The sequence below is a fragment of the Streptomyces sp. 2A115 genome (assembly GCF_052245575.1).
Classification (GTDB): Bacteria; Actinomycetota; Actinomycetes; order Streptomycetales; family Streptomycetaceae; genus Streptomyces.
Map to the genome: position 1 here is coordinate 1 of NZ_JBQQCG010000194.1, position 3,013 is coordinate 3,013.

Genomic DNA, 3,013 nt, shown 5'->3' on the forward strand with positions numbered 1-3,013 from the left:
GGCGAAGGAACGGACCCCGGCGACAACCGCGAAGCTCAGCGAGATAAGGGACGCCCTCCGGCTCGGTGAACTCGGGTAGGCGGAGAGGCGCCACTCACCATCGAGATCACGATCTACGGCTGGAGTACTAACGACGCCGCAGATTTCGCGTGATGCTGCGGACCGCTGCTTCGCTCCCCCTTGAGACCTCCGAGTCTGCTGGGCGCGCGAAACGGCGAGGCTAGTGCGGGAAGCTGCGGGGTGGACGAGTCACTATGGATTCACGGAACTCGGCTATCCGCGAGTGGACTTGGCGCATCAGGTGGGTGTCCTCGATCCGATCCAGGTAGAGGCAGCGGGCTGCCAGGCCCGGGAGGTCGAAGGCGAAGTACAGGGACATCAGCGGGTTCACGAACAACTCGCTGCCCCGCGTACGATCTGTGAACCGGACATCGCCGAACGAGCCGCGCACGGCTGCCGCGATTGAACCGTTCACGATGCTCGGGTGCTCCGGGGTGTGCTGCTGAGCATGCGTCACTGCGTCGAGGTAGAGCGCGCCCTCACGGGTGGCGCGCGGTATCGAGAACGCGCCGACGTACGCGCCGTCACGCTCCAGCGCGGCGATATTCTCCAGTACCTGGACGTGGTTTACGCCGTGGTATGCATCTACACCGAAGCCGACTGACACGACTAGCCGGGTAGGTATGCCGTCCAGCGCGGCCAGCGCCGCCACGCTGGTCAGGTCCTCCTCGGGAGTGCCGAGCCCGGCTTCGTCACCGCGCATCAGAATGTCCGTACCGCCGTCGACCAGCACCACAGCGTCGACGTCGTGCAGCTCGATCAGTGCCTGGTAGGCGGCGCGCAGCGGGCGCACCCCGATCTGGGGGAAGGCGTACACGGTGGACGGATAGCCGTGCCGGCGCAGCCACTGAGCGAGGGTCCGCTCCGGGAAGTAGTTCTGGTGCAAAGCGGAGTCGGGAGTAACGGCGGCCAGATCGGGGGCAACCCAGTCATCGATCGGGAGACCGGCGAGTGCGCTGAAGGAGAGGTTCGCGAGATGCACCTGCCTGCCCTGATGCAGGAGGGAGAGTGCCAACGGCAGGCCGGAGTAGATGTCGAAGCCTCCGCCCGCGCCCGTGATGAGGATCCGTTCGGCATCGGCAAGGCGGGCGAAGAGTGGGTTGGAGCGGAGGGATGTCATGACGATCATTGTCCGGGGACCGGCCCGCGAACGCTCCCGAGTTCTCGCTCGCGACGACGGGGCACGGAGTAACGGAAGCAGAGACCTCCGCCCCCACCCCCAAGTCAACCGGTTGCGGAGAGGACCCTGACTGGCACCCGCTCATGAGACACCTGTGACAGTTCACATAAGCGGCGAGCTGGTCGTATGGGACGCCGCGGGCCGCCTCGCCTTCGAGCGGTTGTGGAAAGAGAAGTACGCGGCGAAGGCGAAGGGCAGGCCCAGGTGGGCGGCGAGTTGGGCGGAGTACCCGGAGGAGCCCAGCAGCCAGACCCAGGGCCGGCCGGTCGTCTGCGACACACCGTTCTCCCTTGATCGGGGCGTTCACGGGGGTTCCTTCTGTGGATGTGCCCGCCCGGTGCGGGTGGCCAGGCCGGGGAAATGGGCTGCTGCGGTGTGCTCGTGGCGCATCGCAGCGGCCGGGGCATGCGGGATCAGGCCAGTTCCACGCGGTCGATCAATCCGGCGGCGGTGAAGGCGTCCATGAGCTGCTCGTGGCCCTCGGTGAAGTGGGCCCAGCTGTCGAAGTGGACGGGCACGATACGGCGGGCGCCAAGGATGCGGGCGGCTTCGGCGGCCTGAGCGCTGTCGAGGGTGAGCAGCTGACGGTCCAGGACGGGGGTGCGGACCGCGCCGGCGAACAGCACAGCGGTGTCCACCGGTCCGAAGCGGTCGGCTATCTCGCGGACCAGCGAGAGCTGGGCGTTGTCACCGCTGACGTAGAGGGTGGGCAGGCCGTCACCGCTCAGGACGAAGCCGACGACCTCGCCGACGACCGGTTCGAGGTCCTCGCGCGCGCCGGGGCCGTGCAGGGCCGGAACGCCGGTGACGGTGATCGTGCCGCCGTCGGGGCGGTCCAGCTGGATGGACTCCCAGTCGTCAAGGGAGCGTGCTGTGCCGCCCAGGCGGCCCGCACCACTGGGCGTGGTCAGGGTCAGGGGTACGTCGGCGAGCAGTGCGCGGCCCGAGGTGTCAAGGTTGTCGTCGTGCTCGTCGTGTGACAGCAGCACCGCATCGATACGGCCCAGATCGGCGGGCGCGGCGGAGGCGGGGGCGGTCTTGGTCAGCCCCGAGGGGTAGGTACCGGGGGCGTCGAAGGTCGGGTCGGTCAGGAACCGCAGCCCGCCGTACTCGATGAGCGCGGTCGGACCGCCGAAGACACGAATCGGGACCTGCTCGCTGGACGCGCCGGTTGCTGCCATGACGAATCACCTCACGGATAGATTGGCTTACATCCGTGATAGTAGGCGTTTGTCACGGATGGACGCAAGTTGTAACGTGAGGTGCGTGAGTGAGACCGCTACCGCCGCCACCGCCGACACGGTCGATCCCGGGCTGCCGCCGGCGCCGGGCGCTGAGCACTACCCCGCGCTCGACCTTGCCAACAGCGCCATCGCCCTGCCCGGTGGCCAGTTCCTTGACTCGTTGGGCACGCCGTCCGGCGCCAACCAGTGGCTGGTCGACCACAACCTGGCTCCCGCGGAGGCCGGTCTGCAGGAGATCTGCGCGGCACGCCTGCGCTCCCTGCGCGAACAGGTGCGCGCCCTGCTCGCCGCCCAAGTCGGCGGCCATCCGGCTCCCGCCGCCGCGCTGGCCGCCGTCAACGACGCCCTGACCCGGGTCCCCACCGCCTCCCCGCTCGGCTGGGACTCGGTCCGCGGCATGCACCGCACCGCCCCGCACCCCATCGACCAGATCGTCGACCAGGCCCTCGGCATCCTCGCTGCCGACGCCGCCGACCTGCTCACCGGACCCGACGCCGAACGGCTGACAGCCTGCCCCTCCTCCCCCTGC

The 3,013-nt window shown here is 68.8% G+C and carries 3 protein-coding genes and 1 pseudogene; 1 reads left to right on the forward strand and 3 read right to left on the reverse strand.

Annotated features, from left to right (window positions below):
- Positions 1-220: 220 nt before the first annotated feature.
- The 3 genes and pseudogenes from ACTWQR_RS55420 to ACTWQR_RS55430 form a co-directional block, all read right to left on the reverse strand.
- Positions 221-1,180 (reverse strand): DUF1152 domain-containing protein, encoded by a 960-nt coding sequence (locus tag ACTWQR_RS55420; RefSeq protein ID WP_443234963.1) that lies wholly within the window; start codon positions 1,178-1,180, stop codon positions 221-223.
- Between the two features lie 219 nt (positions 1,181-1,399).
- Positions 1,400-1,507: pseudogene (locus tag ACTWQR_RS55425) on the reverse strand (alkanal monooxygenase); the annotation flags it as partial.
- Positions 1,508-1,653: 146 nt separating this feature from the next.
- On the reverse strand, positions 1,654-2,421 hold the full coding sequence (locus tag ACTWQR_RS55430; protein WP_443234964.1) for an MBL fold metallo-hydrolase: 768 nt from the start codon (positions 2,419-2,421) through the stop codon (positions 1,654-1,656).
- Positions 2,422-2,506: 85 nt separating this feature from the next.
- On the opposite strand from ACTWQR_RS55430, the gene ACTWQR_RS55435 reads away from it, so the two are divergent.
- A partial coding sequence (locus ACTWQR_RS55435) for an ABATE domain-containing protein (protein WP_443234965.1) occupies positions 2,507-3,013 on the forward strand: 507 nt, incomplete at its 3' end.

Coding starts and splice junctions, on each gene's coding strand:
- ACTWQR_RS55420 (WP_443234963.1), bottom strand. CDS start 1,180: ATGACATCCCTCCGCTCCAACCCACTCTTCGCCCGCCTTGCCGATGCC.
- ACTWQR_RS55430 (WP_443234964.1), bottom strand. CDS start 2,421: ATGGCAGCAACCGGCGCGTCCAGCGAGCAGGTCCCGATTCGTGTCTTC.